16 protein-coding genes are annotated in these 16,888 nt (G+C 53.2%); 6 read left to right on the forward strand and 10 right to left on the reverse strand.

Annotation, left to right across the window (positions count from 1 at the left end; translation table 11 throughout):
* The first annotated feature begins 3 nt into the window (after positions 1 to 3).
* Positions 4 to 396: an 8-oxo-dGTP diphosphatase MutT gene (mutT, locus tag LCD46_03725; GenBank protein UOY71456.1), complete on the forward strand. Its 393-nt coding sequence runs from the start codon at positions 4 to 6 to the stop codon at positions 394 to 396.
* 34 nt (positions 397 to 430) lie between these two features.
* On the opposite strand, the gene yacG is transcribed toward mutT, so the two are convergent.
* Genes yacG through coaE form a run of 3 tightly spaced genes read right to left on the reverse strand, consistent with a single transcriptional unit; the run spans position 431 to position 1,998 of the window.
* Positions 431 to 625 carry a DNA gyrase inhibitor YacG gene (gene yacG / locus LCD46_03730; protein ID UOY71457.1) on the reverse strand — a complete coding sequence of 65 codons (195 nt, stop codon included), beginning with the start codon at positions 623 to 625 and terminating at the stop codon, positions 431 to 433.
* A 9-nt stretch (positions 626 to 634) separates the two neighbouring features.
* Positions 635 to 1,378 carry a cell division protein ZapD gene (gene zapD / locus LCD46_03735; protein UOY71458.1) on the reverse strand — a complete coding sequence of 248 codons (744 nt, stop codon included), beginning with the start codon at positions 1,376 to 1,378 and terminating at the stop codon, positions 635 to 637.
* The gene (coaE, locus tag LCD46_03740) at positions 1,378 to 1,998 is read right to left on the reverse strand and encodes a dephospho-CoA kinase (protein ID UOY71459.1); all 621 of its coding nucleotides are present in this window, start codon (positions 1,996 to 1,998) and stop codon (positions 1,378 to 1,380) included. The genes zapD and coaE overlap by 1 nt, the downstream gene beginning before the upstream one ends.
* Positions 1,999 to 2,226: 228 nt before the next feature.
* On the opposite strand from coaE, the gene LCD46_03745 reads away from it, so the two are divergent.
* Positions 2,227 to 3,270, forward strand: coding sequence for a GMP reductase (locus LCD46_03745; protein ID UOY71460.1), 1,044 nt, complete (start codon positions 2,227 to 2,229; stop codon positions 3,268 to 3,270).
* Between the two features lie 33 nt (positions 3,271 to 3,303).
* On the opposite strand, the gene hofC is transcribed toward LCD46_03745, so the two are convergent.
* From hofC to nadC, 4 genes are all read right to left on the reverse strand, one after another.
* Positions 3,304 to 4,488, reverse strand: coding sequence for a protein transport protein HofC (hofC, locus tag LCD46_03750; GenBank protein ID UOY71461.1), 1,185 nt, complete (start codon positions 4,486 to 4,488; stop codon positions 3,304 to 3,306).
* The gene (gene gspE, locus LCD46_03755) at positions 4,478 to 5,860 is read right to left on the reverse strand and encodes a type II secretion system protein GspE (GenBank protein UOY71462.1); all 1,383 of its coding nucleotides are present in this window, start codon (positions 5,858 to 5,860) and stop codon (positions 4,478 to 4,480) included. The genes hofC and gspE overlap by 11 nt, the downstream gene beginning before the upstream one ends.
* Positions 5,861 to 5,870: 10 nt before the next feature.
* A complete protein-coding gene (gene ppdD / locus LCD46_03760) occupies positions 5,871 to 6,308 on the reverse strand; it encodes a prepilin peptidase-dependent pilin (protein ID UOY71463.1) in 438 nt (145 codons plus the stop codon).
* Between the two features lie 174 nt (positions 6,309 to 6,482).
* Positions 6,483 to 7,376: a carboxylating nicotinate-nucleotide diphosphorylase gene (gene nadC / locus LCD46_03765; protein ID UOY71464.1), complete on the reverse strand. Its 894-nt coding sequence runs from the start codon at positions 7,374 to 7,376 to the stop codon at positions 6,483 to 6,485.
* Positions 7,377 to 7,463: 87 nt separating this feature from the next.
* On the opposite strand from nadC, the gene ampD reads away from it, so the two are divergent.
* Together ampD and ampE are read left to right on the forward strand one after the other, a co-directional pair.
* Entirely contained in the window at positions 7,464 to 8,015 is a 552-nt protein-coding gene (ampD, locus tag LCD46_03770; protein ID UOY71465.1) for a 1,6-anhydro-N-acetylmuramyl-L-alanine amidase AmpD, read from the forward strand.
* A 9-nt stretch (positions 8,016 to 8,024) separates the two neighbouring features.
* Entirely contained in the window at positions 8,025 to 8,879 is an 855-nt protein-coding gene (gene ampE / locus LCD46_03775; protein ID UOY71466.1) for a beta-lactamase regulator AmpE, read from the forward strand.
* A gap of 18 nt (positions 8,880 to 8,897) precedes the next feature.
* Here the strand turns inward: ampE and LCD46_03780 are convergent, their stop codons facing one another.
* From LCD46_03780 to aroP, 3 genes are all read right to left on the reverse strand, one after another.
* A complete protein-coding gene (locus LCD46_03780) occupies positions 8,898 to 9,848 on the reverse strand; it encodes a family 43 glycosylhydrolase (protein ID UOY71467.1) in 951 nt (316 codons plus the stop codon).
* 10 nt (positions 9,849 to 9,858) lie between these two features.
* Positions 9,859 to 11,256, reverse strand: a complete 1,398-nt coding sequence (locus LCD46_03785) for an MFS transporter (GenBank protein UOY71468.1) — start codon at positions 11,254 to 11,256, stop codon at positions 9,859 to 9,861.
* A 167-nt stretch (positions 11,257 to 11,423) separates the two neighbouring features.
* Complete coding sequence (aroP, locus tag LCD46_03790; protein ID UOY71469.1) at positions 11,424 to 12,794, reverse strand: aromatic amino acid transporter AroP; 1,371 nt, start codon at positions 12,792 to 12,794, stop codon at positions 11,424 to 11,426.
* Positions 12,795 to 13,331: 537 nt separating this feature from the next.
* Here aroP and pdhR point away from each other — a divergent pair.
* Together pdhR and aceE are read left to right on the forward strand one after the other, a co-directional pair.
* A complete protein-coding gene (pdhR, locus tag LCD46_03795; GenBank protein ID UOY71470.1) occupies positions 13,332 to 14,096 on the forward strand; it encodes a pyruvate dehydrogenase complex transcriptional repressor PdhR in 765 nt (254 codons plus the stop codon).
* A gap of 123 nt (positions 14,097 to 14,219) precedes the next feature.
* The gene (gene aceE, locus LCD46_03800) at positions 14,220 to 16,883 is read left to right on the forward strand and encodes a pyruvate dehydrogenase (acetyl-transferring), homodimeric type (protein ID UOY71471.1); all 2,664 of its coding nucleotides are present in this window, start codon (positions 14,220 to 14,222) and stop codon (positions 16,881 to 16,883) included.
* The last annotated feature ends 5 nt before the right edge of the window (positions 16,884 to 16,888 follow it).

Here is a 16,888-nt window from a genome sequence, read left to right on the forward strand (position 1 = left end):
ACTATGAAAATACTGCAAATTGCCGTCGGGATTATTCGCAACCCGCAAAACCAAATCTTCATTACCCAGCGCGCGGCTGACGCCCATATGGCGAACAAATGGGAGTTTCCGGGGGGGAAAATCGAATCAGGTGAAACGCCGGAAGAGGCGCTGGTTCGCGAACTGCAGGAAGAGGTGGGGATTACTCCACTTGGCGCAACGCTGTTTGATAAGCTCGAATACCAGTTTCCGGACAGGCACATCACGCTATGGTTCTGGCTGGTAGAAAGCTGGGAAGGTGAACCCTGGGGGAAAGAGGGACAACCGGGTAATTGGGTTGAACTTCAGGTAAGTGATGCCGAAAAATTCCCACCGGCTAATGAGCCTGTGATTCGCCGATTAGTGGCAAACAGGTAGGCCTGCTAAGCGAAGCGCCAGCAGGCTTTATACGTTACTGCTGGTTCTCGCTCCAGTCATCGCTATCCGTGAGATCGCCTTCACTCGGAATGCGTTTCTCCTCCGCTGCCCATTCTCCCAGATCAATCAACTGACAGCGTTTACAGCAGAATGGGCGGAATGGGCTCATTTCGCCCCAGACAACGGTTTTGCCACAGGTCGGGCAGTTTACGGTGGTTACGTCAGACATCGGTACTCCTCAACAACAGGCCAGTTCAAAATCGAGACGTTCTGGCACGGTGCCATTTTCACTGTCCAGCGGCATAAAGCGAATGGCGAAACGACTTTTATGTCCGGAAATTTGTGGGTAAAGCTGTTCGCCAAGCGATAAGTTCAGGCGTAGAAGATCGGCATCATCACCGTTATCCTGGTAGAAACCGTTCAGGCTGGTTTGCTTACGGAATGGGGCTGAGTTACGGATCAGATCGAGGATAAGCGACAGCGTCTGGTGCATCGGCTCCAGACTCGCCAGCCAGCTATTCACCTGTGCATCACGTTGAGCTTGCGGCATATGCAGCCACATATGAAGCGTCGGGAGATCGAAACTACAGCAACCGCCAGGGATACTCAGACGCTGGCGGACCAGGCCAATCAGGCGGTCTTCACGCAAAAATTGTCCAACGCGTGGCGCGGCCATCAGAAGGGTGCTGCTGGCTTTCAACTGCTGGCGGAGATCGTCGATACGGCTTTGGTCGACACCGGGGACCTCAGTCCAGGCCTGCAATTTACGTTGCTGGCGCTCCAGCTCTTTGAGCAATTCTGTGCGGACATCTCCGCGTTCAATCACATCCAGTAGATCGCCCACGTTACGGAAGAAGTGTAACGCCGTGGCATGATCGTTGACAGGGAGATGCTGTGAAAGCTGTTGAATGAGAAATTCGATACGTAACCAGGTACGCATTTTTTCGTTGAGCGGATGCTCAAAAAGGATGTGAGTCGACATTATGGTTTTTCCTGTGCAACGGTCTGCGCGGCAAACGTCAGATACTGCGCGTGCAGACGGGCAACATCCGATGCAATGGCATCTGGTGCGCCGTTATTATCAATAACATCATCCGCCACGGCAAGGCGCTGATCGCGCGTGGCCTGAGCGGCAAGAATTTGTTCAGCATGTTCACGCGAGACGCGGTCGCGCATCATGGTGCGCTGGATTTGCGTTTCGGGAGAGACATCAATCACCAGCACCCGGTCGGCTTTTTTCTGCAACTGATTTTCCACCAGTAACGGAACTACCCACAATACATAGGGTGAGCTGGCTGCGGCAATCTGACGCTGGGTTTCCTGGTGGATAATGGGGTGGAGCAAGGCATTAAGCCAGACTTTTTCCGCAGAATCAGAAAAAATGCATTCGCGAAGCTGACGGCGATTCAGAGTGCCATCGGCATTGATGATTGCCTGACCAAAATGTTCTGCGATGGCCTTTAGCGCGGGTGTATTAGGCTCTACCACCTGGCGGGCAATGATATCGGCATCAATAATCGTGATACCCAGACGAGAGAAAGCGTCCGCAACGGTACTTTTGCCACTACCGATGCCGCCGGTTAATGCAACGATATACCCCATTAAATCAAATCCTGGGAATTATTCATTATTAAAATCAGTTGATTAAAACTCTTAGGTGCCCCAGCAACTGTTTAGCCCCGTTTACCGGCTTTTTACCAGGTAAATTTATAGGATTGTAGCGTAAAAAAAGAGAATTTCGCAGTCTTGCGGAGCAGGTATTAGTGCGTATGATAACGTCACTGGAGTTGTGCTTTTAACATATTTGCCTCTAACCCCAGGAATCCGCACATGCGTATTGAAGAAGATCTGAAGTTAGGTTTCAAAGACGTTCTTATCCGCCCTAAACGCTCTACACTGAAAAGTCGCTCAGACGTTGAACTTGAACGTCAATTCACCTTTAAACATTCCGGTCAGACCTGGTCTGGTGTGCCAATCATTGCTGCCAACATGGACACTGTGGGCACATTTGAAATGGCAACGGCGCTGGCAAAATTTGATGTCCTCACCGCTGTGCATAAGCACTACTCTCCTGAAGAGTGGAATGCATTTGTTGCGTCAGCTTCAGACGATGTGGTTAAGCATGTCATGGTTTCTACCGGTACATCCGATGCGGATTTTGAGAAGACCAAACAGATCCTGAATGCGAATCCAGCACTAAACTTCGTCTGTATTGATGTGGCGAACGGCTATTCCGAGCACTTCGTGCAGTTTGTCAGCAAGGCTCGCGAAGCCTGGCCGACCAAAACCATCATCGCGGGTAACGTGGTGACCGGCGAAATGTGTGAAGAGCTGATCCTTTCCGGTGCCGACATTGTGAAAGTAGGCATTGGCCCGGGTTCCGTATGCACCACGCGCGTTAAAACCGGTGTCGGTTATCCGCAGCTTTCCGCCGTGATTGAGTGCGCTGATGCTGCGCATGGTCTGGGCGGCCAAATCATCAGCGACGGCGGTTGCACCATGCCGGGTGATGTTGCGAAGGCCTTTGGCGGCGGCGCAGACTTCGTGATGCTCGGCGGTATGCTGGCAGGCCACGAAGAGAGTGGTGGCACAGTGGTTGAAGAGAATGGCGAGAAATTTATGCTGTTCTACGGGATGAGCTCTGAATCTGCGATGACCCGTCACGTCGGTGGCGTAGCAAAATACCGCGCGGCTGAAGGCAAAACCGTGAAGCTGCCACTGCGTGGCCCGGTCGAAAACACTGCGCGCGATATCCTTGGCGGCTTACGCTCAGCCTGCACCTATGTTGGGGCATCCCGTCTGAAAGAGCTGACGAAACGTACTACGTTTATCCGCGTTCAGGAGCAGGAAAACCGCGTGTTCAACAGTCTGTAATAGCTTCAGCTGGCGCATGCCCGTGCGCCAGCATTATCCTGCACTCATCGCATCCCCCAGATGGAAAATAGGCAGGTACATTGCCACCACCAGTGTACCGATGATGACTCCCGTCACAATCAGAAGCAAAGGCTCCAGAAGTGCCGCCAGGTTATCTGCCTGCTGGAAGGTTTGCTCCGTGTGATGGTGGGCAAGGTTCTTCAGCATGACGTCCAACGCACCTGACATTTCACCGGTTCGTAAAAGCTGAATACACAGCGGGGTAAAGATTGCCGTCTTCTGGAAGGATGACCATATGGGGAGACCTTTTTCAATGTCCTCCCGAACGCAGCGGAGTATCCCCCGCCAGTAACAACTTTCAACGGTTTCCTCCGCGCTCTCCAGCCCCTGTAAAAAGGGAATACCCGCCTGTTGTGTAAGCGACAGCACGGTAAAGATCTGTCCCAGTTTTTGGCCTTTTGCCAGTGCGCCCATGACGGGAGTATGCAGCAAGATGCATTGCCAGCGAGGGTCATTTCGCAGAATCCAGGCGGCAGCCACAGGTACAAGCAGTCCCGAGAACAGTGCGAGGAAATATGACTGCATAAAGGCGGCCATCCCCATGACAATCTGTGTCAGTTTCGGAAGCGGGGTATTAAACGTCCTGTAGATAGCGGCAAATTCAGGTAAGACCAGAGTGACCATCGCCAGCACGACGATTACAGCCAGCATCAGGATTATCACCGGATAGCGCAGTGCCTTTTTCACTTTTGCACTGAGCTGCTGCTGAGACTTTTGTTGCTGTGCTAGCCGGCGGCAGCACTCCTCCAGTTTTCCTGTTAGTTCACCGGTTTTCACCATCGAGACATGCAATGGGCTAAAGACCGCAGGCCATCGCTTTAGTGCCTCAGAAAAAGGGCATCCTTCACCAAGTTCATCGGCAATGCTTTGCAGGAGTGCCTGCCAGGGCTTTAATGGATGCTGGTCCGCCAGCATTTGCAGACTATGGGACAATGTCAGCCCAGCCTGCATAAGAGTCGCGAGCTGGCGAAACATCTCGTAGCAGTGATGTGGCCGCCAGCGGTATTTCTGTGAGCATCGGGTCACTGACAGCGGATGCAACTCGTTACGCATCAGTCTGGTGAAAGCCGCATTACGGTCTGTCGCCCAGAGTGTTCCACTCCGGGGCTCTCCTTCAATGGAAAGCGCTCGCCAGCGCCAGAGTTGATTAGCAACCATCGGGCATTCCCAGAACGCGCAGCAACTCTTCGAGCGTGGTCAGCCCCTGTTCAACCGCGATACAGCCGTGTTCGAACAGGGAAAGCATTCCTGCCTGTCGGGCACTTGCTTCTATCACTTCGGTTCCTGCGCCGCTGGCAATGGCCTGCCGCAGGAAACTATCGATCGCAAGAACTTCAAAAATGGCCACGCGGCCATAGAAACCGTGATAGCAACGATCGCAACCTGTGGGTTGCCAGCGTGGAAGCGGTCTGCACCAGACTGAGCGAGGTAATTCAGCGTTTTCGCTGGCTTCCCGGCGACAATGTGGGCACAGACGACGAACCAGGCGTTGAGCTATCACCATCGAGAGTGCGGAAGATATCATCCAGCGCGCCACGCCCATCTGCTCCAGGCGAGTCAGGGCTTCTGTTGTTGAGTTAGTGTGCAGCGTCGATAACACCAGATGCCCGGTCTGGGCGGCATTAATGGCAATCTCAGCCGTTTCACCATCACGAATTTCGCCGACCATAATGATGTCAGGATCCTGACGTAGCAGCGCTCTCAGCACGCTCTGAAATGTTAAGCCCGCGCGGGGATTAATCTGCGTCTGGTTTAATCCCGCAAGGGGGATCTCAATGGGATCCTCCACGCTACAGATGTTAACATCCGGCGTGTTGCGCGCTTGCAACGCACTGTAAAGCGTCACCGTTTTGCCGCTGCCTGTGGGACCCGTGACCAGAATCAGCCCCTGTGGCTGATGAAGAGCGTCGTTAAAGCAGGTCAGTTGTTCAGTACTCATACCAAGTGCTTTCGGCTCAAGAGCCTGCTGAACCTGATGCAACAGGCGCAGCACAATTTTCTCGCCACCGCTGCAGGGAAGCGTGGCGATTCGAAATGAGATCGGCTCATTTGCCAGCTCAATCGTAAACTGACCGTCCTGCGGTAAACGGCGCTCGGCAATATCCAGGTTACTTAACACTTTTAAACGCGCGCTGAACTGGGTTGCCAGTGCTGCAGAAAGCGGAGGTTGCGGGCACAGTACGCCGTCAATACGTAAGCGGATCTGACATGCGTGCTCCATCGGTTCAATATGAATGTCTGATGCGCGTTGGTTTATCGCCTGTTGCAGCGTGTGGTTGAGGATATCTACTGCTGAATGTGAAGGAGAAACGACAGGCAGATGTGATTGTGACGTTAACTGCCGGTGTTTTTCCATACGCTCAGTGCTCCAGCATTCGATATCAATCCGTTTTTGGGTCGCGAAACGCAGGGCTTCCATTAACTCACTGCCAGGGTTTCCCACGACGGCGATGCTAATCATGTCACTATCACTGGTTAGCAGCAGAGCGTGATGGCGCAGACAGAGTGCCACGAGTTGATCCGTATTCATTCTCTGCTCCTCAGTTAGTGTCGAAGCGGAAAACATCTTCACAAGCTTGTTTAAGCGTACTGTCAGCACTGATGTTGCAGTCACGCATCCAGCCCGTCATGCCGTTGCCGTCGTTCCACTGTGGCGTCATGACCACCTCCAGCCCGTTGAGACTCTCTTGTCCCGTTAAGATCACAATCCCTTTCGCCACGCTCATTCCTGAGACGTAACGCGTTGTGGTAGGGGAAGGGATACCGTTACTGCCCGCGTCACAACGTTCCAACCCACCATGATCCAGTGCGCAAAGCTCAATGGCGGTGCGGTAGGGAACGAAGGTTTGCAGCATATCGGTCAGCGCGGCTTTTCGCAGGTAATTCTGGTATGCGGGTACGCCGATGGCGCTCAGAATGGCAATAATGCCAATGACCACCATCAGCTCAATGAGTGTAAATCCCTGTTGTCTGTCCATGTCTGCTCCTTATGTTGAATGGCGCTACTCTGGCAGCGCAAAAGGGCAGGTACGAGGCACAAAAAAGGGAACGGGGAGGGGGCTTCAGAGAATTCATTTGATGTTGCAGGGAAGGACAACGGATTTGCGAGCGGAGCTGAAATTCCCCTCTCCAGGCGGAGAGGGGAGAAGACACTATTTAAAGCGCATCGAGAGGTCGAGAGCACGCACGTGTTTGGTCAGCGCCCCGACGGAGATGTAATCAACACCGGTCTCGGCGAATTCACGGATAGTATCGAACGTCACGTTGCCGGATACCTCAAGCTGAGCCTGGCCGTTAGTCAGTTTTACTGCTTCACGCATCTGCTCGGTTTCGAAGTTATCGAGCATGATGATATCGGCCCCGGCCTTAATTGCCTGCTCCAGCTCGTCCAGGTTTTCCACTTCCACTTCGACAGGGACATCCGGATGCAGCCAGAAGGCTTTTTCAACCGCCTGACGCACCGAACCCGAGGCAATAATATGGTTCTCTTTAATCAGGAACGCGTCTGACAACCCCAGCCGATGGTTTGCGCCGCCGCCACAGAGCACCGCGTATTTCAGCGCCGTACGCAGGCCCGGCAGTGTTTTGCGGGTATCCAGTAACTGCGTACGGGTGCCGACAAGCAGGTCAACGTAGCGGCGTACTTCACTTGCCACCCCGGATAAGGTCTGGACGAAGTTAAGCGCGGTTCGTTCACCGGTGAGCAAAACGCGTGAAGGACCATTCAGCTCAAACAGCGGCTGGTTTGCCGTAATCGCATCGCCGTCTTCAACATGCCAGGTGATCTGCACATCATCCCCCGCCAGTTGGGTAAAGACCTCTTCAACCCAGCGCTTGCCGCAAAAAACGCCATCTTCACGAGTGATAATGACCGCGTGCGAACGTGCTTCTTTTGGCAATAATTGGGCAGTAATATCCTTTTCGGCATTGATGTCACCGCCCAGATCTTCTTTCAAAGCATGGGCAACGCTTGCCGGAATATCCATATTAATACGTTCCAGAAGCGCTTCACGTCGGTGGTCGGGGTTGTAGCGGCGAGGCGGCATGATAAAACTCCAAATTGGTAACGAATCATAATATTGAAACATGCTACTCTGAACCGAGTAACAGCACCATACATAAGGAGTTCCAGCATGTTGTTAGAAAACGGATGGCTGGTGGATGCGCGGCATGTGCCCTCGCCGCACCACGACTGCCGCCCGGAGGATGAAAAGCCCACACTGCTGGTTGTTCATAATATTAGTCTCCCGCCGGGTGAGTTTGGCGGTCCGTGGATCGATGCATTATTCACAGGAACGATAGATCCCGATGCCCATCCTTTCTTTGCTGAGATTGCACATCTGCGCGTGTCGGCTCATTGTCTGATTCGTCGCGATGGTGAAGTCGTTCAGTATGTTCCCTTTGATAAACGCGCCTGGCATGCCGGGGTGTCGATGTACCAGGGGCGCGAACGATGCAACGATTTTTCTATAGGAATCGAGCTGGAAGGCACTGATACCGTGCCTTATACCGATTCACAGTATCAACAGCTCGTGACTGTAACCAAAACGCTTATTGGACTCTACCCGGCCATCGCCGAAAATATCACGGGACACAGTGATATCGCTCCGGCGAGAAAAACCGATCCCGGCCCGGCCTTTGACTGGTCCCGGTTTCGCGCCATGCTTACTGCGCCGTCAGAATAAGGAGATAACATGACGTTGTTTACCATGCTGCTGGTCATCATCGCCGAACGCCTGTTCAAACTCGGCGAGCACTGGCATCTGGATCACCGGCTGGAGGTGCTTTTCCGCCGGATTAAGCACTTTTCCATGCTGCGCACGCTGCTGATGCTGGCAGGTGTGATGGTGATTACGTTTCTGCTGCTGCGCTCGCTGCACGGACTCTTTTTCAACGTGCCGCTACTTGTTGTGTGGATCCTGCTGGGTGTGTTGTGCATTGGTGCGGGGAAGGTACGTTTGCATTATCACGCTTATCTTAAAGCGGCATCTCGTGATGATGCCCATGCACGTAGTGCGATGGCGAGCGAACTGACCCTGATCCATGGGGTACCACCGGATTGCGATGAACGTGATTTTTTACGTGAGCTGCAAAACGCACTGCTGTGGATTAACTTCCGCTACTACCTGGCACCGCTGTTCTGGTTTGTGGTGGGGGGCCCGTGGGGACCGGTATTGCTGATGGGGTATGCTTTTCTTCGGGCGTGGCAAACCTGGCTTGCCCGCTATCTGACGCCGCATGAACGCTTGCAGTCCGGGATTGATGCCATCCTGCACGTGCTTGACTGGCTCCCGGTGCGGTTCGTGGGGGTGGTATATGCGTTGATTGGTCACGGTGAAAAAGCGTTGCCTGCGTGGTTCGCTTCTCTTGCCGATCGCCATACGTCGCAGTACCAGGTGTTAACGCGTCTGGCTCAGTTCTCTCTGGCGCGCGAGCCGCATACCGATAAGATTGAAACGCCAAAAGCTGCAGTGTCGATGGCGAAGAAAACGTCATTTGTGGTGGTGGTGGTCGTGGCGCTGCTGACCATTTACGGCACGCTGGTGTAAGCCAGCGCGCCGCAAAGACTAAAGCGTATCCGCGGGCGGGATGCCGAAATCAGGCATCCCGTTTTCTTCCCAGCGGACAAGCTTAAGGCGGGTATGACGGTTCGGATCGTAAAGCGGATCGCCTTCAATTTCGGTGTAGTTACGTGCGTGATACACCAGCACATCTTCCCCATCCGGCGTCTGCGTAAAGCTGTTGTGCCCTGGGCCATACTGGCGATTTTCATCGCTGGTGGTGAATACCGGGCGAGGAGATTTCTGCCAGTTCGCCGGGTTTTGCGGATCGGCGATCATATCGATCCACAATAGACCCATGCAGTAGTTCTCATCGGTCGCGCTGGCGGAATAGCTGATGAAGAGTTTGTCGCCGTGAAACAGTACTGCCGGGCCTTCGTTAACCCAAAATCCACGGCACTCCCAGTCATACTCCGGCTTGCTGAGCATCACCGGCTCGCCTTTTAGCGTCCACGGATTTTCCATTTCACACAGATAGAGGTTGGAGTTACCGGAGATATCCGGGGCTTTTTGCGCCCACAGATACCAGCGTTTCCCCTGGTGCATAAAAGTGGTGGCATCCAGCGCAAAGGTGTCAAATGGCGTGATGACCTGACCTTTCTCCTCCCACGTGCCCGCGAGCGGATCGCGGTCAGTACATTCCAGCACAAACATGCGGTGCTGGAACATGCCGAGCCTGTCGAGCGCCTGAGTGTGTGCCGCTGCAAAGTAGATGTACCACTTACCGTCAATATGATGCAGCTCCGGCGCCCATATTAACTCGCTCATAGGGCCGGTGTCGGGTTTACGCCACACCACCACTTCGTCGGCGCTGCGCAGCCCTTCCAGCGAATCTGCGCGGCGGATCGCCAGCCTGTCATACTGCGGCACGGAGGCAATAAAATAGTATTGCCCCGCGTGGTACAAAATGTACGGATCGGCGCGTTGCTCAATAAACGGGTTTGGCCAGGTTTGCATTAGGCTTTCCTTATTTTGTCTCAGCGGCTTTGAGTTCCGGATAATCGTTCAGCTCGCGATAGTTGTTACGACGCTTTTGCAGATCGGACTGGATCTGCTTCATGGTTTCACGGTCCACTTTCAGCAGACGCACCACTCCCGCGGTAATCAGATATCCAACGCCCGGAATCACCGTGAACAGCAGCACAATACCGTTGATGGCGTCCGCGCTCTGCGCTTTCGCACCGGCATCGTAACCGTACCAGGAGAGCAGGAAGCCCACCATTGCACCGGCAACCGCCAGCCCCAGCTTGAGGAAGAAGATGTTGCCGGAGAAACTGATACCCGTGATGCGTTTTCCGGTCTTCCACTCGCCATAGTCATCGACATCAGCCATCAGCGACCAGTGCAGCGGCGACGGGATTTGATGCAGGATATTCAGCAGGAAGTAGAGCACGACGATGGTGACGGTGGCTTTCGGGTCGAAGAAATAGAATGCACAGGAGAAAATTGCCAGCGCGATGTTGGTCCAGAAGAACACCTTCAGCTTACACCAGCGGTCAGTTAATACTTTCGCCAGCATACTGCCGAGCATCATGCCGACCACCCCGAGGCTGATAAACAGGGTGGCGAAGTGGGTGCTCTGGCCCATAACCCAGGTGACGTAATACATGGTCGCCGCCATGCGGATAAAACCCGGACAGACGTTGCACAGGGTTAACAGCAGAATGCGCACCCATTGATCGTTCTTCCACACGTCTTTCAGGTCGTTTTTCAATTCGTCATGCGTCTGTACCGCCGGGCGTACACGCTCGCGGACGGTGGCGAAGCAGAACAGGAACATACAGGTACCAATCAGCGCCAGTACGGTCATCGCCATCTGGTAACCTTTGGCTTTGTTATCCCCACCAAACCAGTCGGCCATCGGCAGCAAGGTGAGTGACAGCAGCAGCGTCGCAATACCGACCATCACGAAGCGATAAGACTGACAGGCGACGCGCTCTTTAGGGTCGTTAGTAATCACGCCACCCAGCGAGCAGTACGGAATGTTGATGGCGGTGTAGGTCAGCGACAGCAGGAAGTAGGTGGCAAAGGCATAGATAACTTTGCTGTTATAGCTCCACTCTGGCGTGGTGAACATCAGGATACTGAACAGTGCATAGGGGACGGCGATCCACAGCAGCCATGGACGAAACCGCCCATATTTACTGCGGGTACGGTCAGCGATAGCACCCATAATAGGATCTGTTACGGCATCAATGACACGAACAGACAACAGCAATACGCCGACCAGTGCAGGTGCCAGACCAAAAATATCCGTATAGAAATAGTTAACAAACAACATGATGGCGCCGAAGATGATGTTGCATCCCGCGTCTCCCATCCCATAGCCGATCTTTTCTTTTACTGACAGTTTGCTGTTATCCATTAACTGCTCTCCAGATTGCGGTATGGAGAGAATTATTTGCTGGCAAAGGAATTTATGCGTTGCAGTATCGCGTCGGTGATATGGATAAAATTGCTGTTGGCGGGAATTTGTGAGGAAGGTAACAACACTCTGCACACCGGAAAAGGCGTGCAGAGTGGAAGGGCAGATTAGTGTGCTTTCACCGCGTTGCCGTTTTTCTGTTTAACCAGATAACCCACGCCGAGGATCGCTATCCAGACCGGGATCAGGTACACGGAAATCGCCATTCCCGGGGTGATCAGCATGATGACCAGCACTGCGGCCATGAACAGCAGACACACCCAGTTACCCAGCGGATAAAGCAGAGCCGGGAAACGCGTAGTCACACCTTGCTGCTGTTTGGCGCGGCGGAACTTGATGTGCGCCAGGCTGATCATCGCCCAGTTGATAACCAGAGCCGAAACCACCAGTGCCATCAGCAGTCCGAAGGCGGATTCCGGGGCCAGATAGTTAATCAGTACACACAGCGCCGTCACAATGGCCGATACGATAATGGTGTTTACCGGCACACCACGTTTGTCGACGTTGAGCAGGGCTTTCGGGGCGTTACCTTGCTGAGCCAGACCAAACAGCATACGGCTGTTGCAGTATACGCAGCTGTTGTAAACGGACAGCGCTGCAGTCAGCACCACGATGTTCAGGGCGTTTGCCACGAAGGTATCGCCCAGCTCGTGGAAGATCAGCACAAACGGGCTGGTATCCGCGGTCACGCGCGTCCATGGCAGCAGAGAGAGCAGTACGGCCAGTGAACCCACATAGAAGATCAGAATACGGTAGATAACCTGGTTAGTGGCTTTCGGGATGCTCTGCTCCGGGTTGTCGGCTTCAGCGGCGGTAATACCCACCAGCTCCAGCCCCCCGAAGGAGAACATGATGATTGCCATCATCATTACCAGGCCGCTCATGCCGTGTGGCAGGAATCCGCCCTGTTCCCACAGGTTACGTACGGTCGCCTGCGGGCCACCGTTACCGCTGAACAGCAGCCAGCCACCGAAGATGATCATGGCCACAACGGCGATAACTTTGATGATGGCGAACCAGAACTCCATCTCGCCGAACACTTTGACGTTGGTCAGGTTGATGGCGTTAATGATGACGAAGAAGGCCGCAGCAGAGGCCCAGGTTGGGATCTCCGGGTACCAGAACTGAATGTACTTACCGACAGCGGTAAGTTCAGCCATGGCAACGAGTACGTACAGCACCCAGTAATTCCAGCCAGAGGCGAAGCCCGCGAAGCTCCCCCAGTACTTATAGGCAAAGTGACTGAAAGAACCGGCAACGGGTTCTTCAACGACCATTTCACCTAACTGACGCATGATCAGAAAAGCAATAAAACCTGCGATAGCGTAACCCAAAATAATGCCAGGGCCGGCAGACTGGATAACGGATGCGCTTCCCAGAAACAGGCCGGTACCGATAGCACCACCCAATGCGATGAGCTGAATGTGGCGGTTTTTCAGGCCGCGCTTTAGCTGATCGCCGTGCTGTTGAGCTTCCATTTGAAACCTCGTGTGTGGTTGTTATGTTCACGCTGGGCGTGTGTAATTATGAATGTCCGTTTTCTGTATTTATTTCTTTACGGTTAATGATACCGAAAAAATCGTAGATGACTTCCGTAATCGCCAGAATAGTGGTAAGTGCCTGCGAATGCACCTGCTTTATGACGTACGGATGACGAGTTGAATAAAAAGAAAGCATTTGTAAATCGCTCCGCTCACCCTTCGTATCCCAACCTATAGAATAGAAATGCGCCATAAGTGGGCGAAATTTCATTATTTGCTTTGTTGAATCGCTTCAGATTGCAAAAACCCTCGTTTCATTATGGTTAAAACGCCCTCTTTAGTAGTAATCAACTCATTTGTGCAAAGTTACATTTCTGAAACGTTATTTCTGTAAGGTTGTTAAAATGTGCAGCGTTTACTGATTTCAATCAAAACCAATATGGACAGAAGGTGAATACTTTGTTACTTTAGCGATACGAAATAGAAATTGGTAAGACCAATTGACTCCGGGCAAAAAGGCGTAAGACAGGGAATATGGCCTACAGCAAAATTCGCCAACCAAAACTATCTGATGTGATTGAGCAGCAGCTGGAGTTTTTAATCCTCGAAGGGACTCTGCGCCCGGGTGAGAAACTTCCGCCAGAACGCGAGCTGGCAAAACAGTTCGACGTTTCGCGTCCCTCTCTGCGTGAGGCGATTCAACGTCTCGAAGCAAAGGGCTTGCTGCTTCGTCGCCAGGGCGGCGGAACCTTTGTGCAAAACAGCCTGTGGCAGAGCTTCAGCGATCCGCTGGTAGAACTTCTCTCTGACCACCCAGAATCCCAGTTTGACCTGCTTGAGACCCGTCACGCGCTTGAAGGTATTGCGGCCTATTACGCCGCTCTTCGCAGCACTGATGAAGATCGCGTGCGTATCCGCGAACTGCATCAGGCCATTGAACGGGCACAGCAGTCCGGCGATTTAGACGCCGAGTCCAGCGCCGTCGTCCAGTATCAAATTGCCGTCACCGAAGCGGCCCACAATGTGGTGCTCCTCCATCTGCTACGCTGCATGGAGCCCATGCTGGCCCAGAACGTTCGTCAGAATTTTGAATTGTTGTATGCCCGTCGGGACATGCTCCCACTGGTAAGCAACCATCGCACCCGAGTATTCGAGGCGATAATGGCCGGGGAACCGGAGCAGGCGCGCGAAGCGTCGCACCGACATCTGGCTTTCATTGAGGAAATCTTGCTGGACCGCAGCCGTGAACAATCGCGTCGCGAACGTTCATTACGCCGCATACAGCAACGAAAGGATTAAGCGCCAGGTACTTTTAGAGCGCGGCAACTAAACGCAGAACCTGTCTTATTGTGTTCTTGCCCAAGAGCACAATGGGACAGGTTCCAGACAAATCAACGTATTAGATAGATAAGGAATACCCCCATGTCAGAACGTCTCCAAAATGACGTGGATCCGATCGAAACTCGCGACTGGCTACAGGCGATCGAATCGGTCATCCGTGAAGAAGGTGTTGAGCGCGCTCAGTATCTGATTGATCAGCTGCTTTCTGAAGCCCGCAAAGGCGGTGTGAAGGTTGCTTCAGGTGCAGGGGCTAGCAACTACGTAAACACGATTGCCGTCGAAGACGAACCGGAATACCCGGGCAATCTGGATCTGGAACGTCGTATCCGTTCTGCAATCCGCTGGAACGCCATCATGACCGTTCTGCGCGCATCTAAGAAAGACCTGGAACTGGGTGGCCACATGGCGTCCTTCCAGTCTTCTGCAACCGTTTACGAAGTGTGCTTCAACCACTTCTTCCGTGCAGCGAACGAGAAAGACGGCGGCGATCTGGTGTACTTCCAGGGCCACATCTCTCCGGGCATCTATGCACGTGCATTCCTGGAAGGTCGTCTGACTGAAGAGCAGATGAACAACTTCCGTCAGGAAGTTCACGGTAAAGGTCTGTCTTCTTATCCGCACCCTAAACTGATGCCAACCTTCTGGCAGTTCCCGACCGTTTCTATGGGTCTGGGCCCAATCGGTGCGATCTACCAGGCTAAATTCCTGAAATATCTGGAACACCGTGGTCTGAAAGACACCTCTGAGCAGACCGTATACGCCTTCCTGGGCGACGGTGAAATGGATGAGCCAGAATCTAAAGGTGCGATCACCATCGCGACCCGTGAGAAGCTGGACAACCTGTGCTTCATCATCAACTGTAACCTGCAGCGTCTGGATGGTCCGGTCACCGGTAACGGTAAGATCATCAACGAACTGGAAGGCATCTTCGCCGGTGCTGGCTGGAACGTGATTAAAGTCATGTGGGGCGGTCGTTGGGATGAGCTGCTGCGTAAAGACACCAGCGGTAAACTGATCCAGCTGATGAACGAAACCGTTGACGGTGACTACCAGACCTTCAAATCCAAAGACGGTGCCTACGTTCGTGAGCACTTCTTCGGTAAATATCCTGAAACCGCAGCCCTGGTTGCAGACTGGACTGACGAGCAGATCTGGGCCCTGAACCGTGGTGGTCACGATCCGAAGAAAGTCTACGCTGCACTGAAAAAAGCGCAGGAAACCAAAGGTAAAGCGACTGTAATCCTGGCCCACACCATCAAAGGTTACGGCATGGGTGATACCGCAGAAGGTAAAAACATCGCTCACCAGGTTAAGAAAATGAACATGGACGGCGTGCGTTATATCCGCGACCGTTTCAACGTTCCAGTGACTGATGAGCAGGTAGAAAACCTGTCTTACATCACCTTCCCGGAAGGCTCTGAAGAGCACAAGTACCTGCACGAACGTCGTCAGGCGCTGAAAGGCTACCTGCCAGCTCGTCAGCCTAACTTCACCGAGAAACTGGAACTGCCAGCGCTGGAAGACTTCTCTCAGCTGCTGGAAGAGCAGAACAAAGAAATCTCTACCACCATCGCTTTCGTTCGTGCCCTGAACGTGATGCTGAAGAACAAATCGATCAAAGATCGTCTGGTTCCAATCATCGCCGACGAAGCGCGTACTTTCGGTATGGAAGGTCTGTTCCGTCAGATCGGTATCTACAGCCCGAACGGCCAGCAGTACACCCCGCAGGACCGTGAGCAGGTTGCATACTACAAAGAAGACGAGAAAGGTCAGATCCTGCAGGAAGGTATCAACGAACTGGGTGCTGGCGCATCCTGGCTGGCTGCTGCGACCTCTTACAGCACCAACAACCTGCCAATGATCCCGTTCTACATCTACTACTCCATGTTCGGGTTCCAGCGTATCGGTGACCTGTGCTGGCAGGCTGGCGACCAACAGGCTCGCGGCTTCCTGGTGGGCGGTACTTCCGGTCGTACGACCCTGAACGGTGAAGGTCTGCAGCACGAAGATGGTCACAGCCACATTCAGTCTCTGACTATCCCTAACTGTATCTCTTACGACCCGTCTTACGCGTACGAAGTGGCAGTCATCATGCATGACGGTCTGCAGCGCATGTACGGTGAAGCACAAGAGAACGTTTACTACTACATCACCACCCTGAACGAAAACTACCACATGCCGGCAATGCCAGCAGGTGCCGAGGAAGGTATCCGTAAAGGTATCTATAAACTCGAAACCCTCGAAGGTAGCAAAGGTAAAGTTCAGCTGCTGGGCTCCGGTTCTATCCTGCGTCACGTACGTGAAGCAGCACAGATCCTGGCGAAAGACTACGGTGTCGGTTCCGATGTGTACTCTGTGACCTCCTTCACTGAACTGGCGCGTGATGGCCAGGATTGTGAGCGCTGGAACATGCTGCACCCAATGGAAACCCCACGCGTTCCGTACATCGCTCAGGTGATGAACGATGCACCAGCGGTGGCGTCTACTGACTATATGAAACTGTTCGCTGAGCAGGTTCGTACTTACGTACCTGCTGATGATTATCGCGTACTGGGTACTGACGGCTTCGGTCGTTCTGACAGCCGCGAAAACCTGCGTCACCACTTCGAAGTTGATGCTTCTTACGTGGTTGTAGCAGCACTGGGCGAACTGGCTAAACGTGGCGAAATCGATAAGAAAGTGGTTGCGGAAGCAATTACCAAATTCAACATCGATGCAGAAAAAGTTAACCCGCGTCTGGCGTAAGAGGT

Origin of the sequence: Enterobacter ludwigii (assembly GCA_023023105.1) — a bacterium.
Lineage (GTDB): Bacteria > Pseudomonadota > Gammaproteobacteria > Enterobacterales > Enterobacteriaceae > Enterobacter > Enterobacter adelaidei.